Source organism: Collimonas sp. OK242 (assembly GCF_900107095.1).
Lineage (GTDB): Bacteria > Pseudomonadota > Gammaproteobacteria > Burkholderiales > Burkholderiaceae_D > Collimonas.
On the sequence record NZ_FNOR01000033.1, the window covers coordinates 1 to 380 of the forward strand.

1 protein-coding gene is annotated in these 380 nt (G+C 55.0%); it reads right to left on the reverse strand.

The genetic code is table 11. The features are described from left to right. Window positions 1-380: hypothetical protein (locus tag BLV81_RS24025; protein WP_176992939.1), on the reverse strand; the 380-nt coding region annotated here is incomplete at both ends.

The following is a 380-nucleotide window of genomic DNA, read 5'->3' on the forward strand; positions in this document are numbered from 1 at the left end:
TTGAACACGACGAATAGCAATGTGTCGACATTGTCGAGCTCCACCTCAACCGGCATTACTTCGCTGTCGACGGGTTTGAACACGACGAACAGCAATGTGTCGACATTGTCGAGCTCGGCATCGACGGGCATCACCTCGTTGTCGACGGGCTTGAACACCACCAACAGCAATGTGTCGACGCTGTCGAGCTCCGCCTCAACCGGCATTACTTCGCTGTCGACGGGTTTGAACACCACGAATAGCAATGTGTCGACACTGTCGAGCTCGGCCTCGACCGGCATTGCCTCGCTGTCGACGGGATTGAACACCACCAACAGCAATGTGTCGTCGCTGTCGACTGGTTTGAACACCACCAACAGCAACGTATCGACATTGTCGAG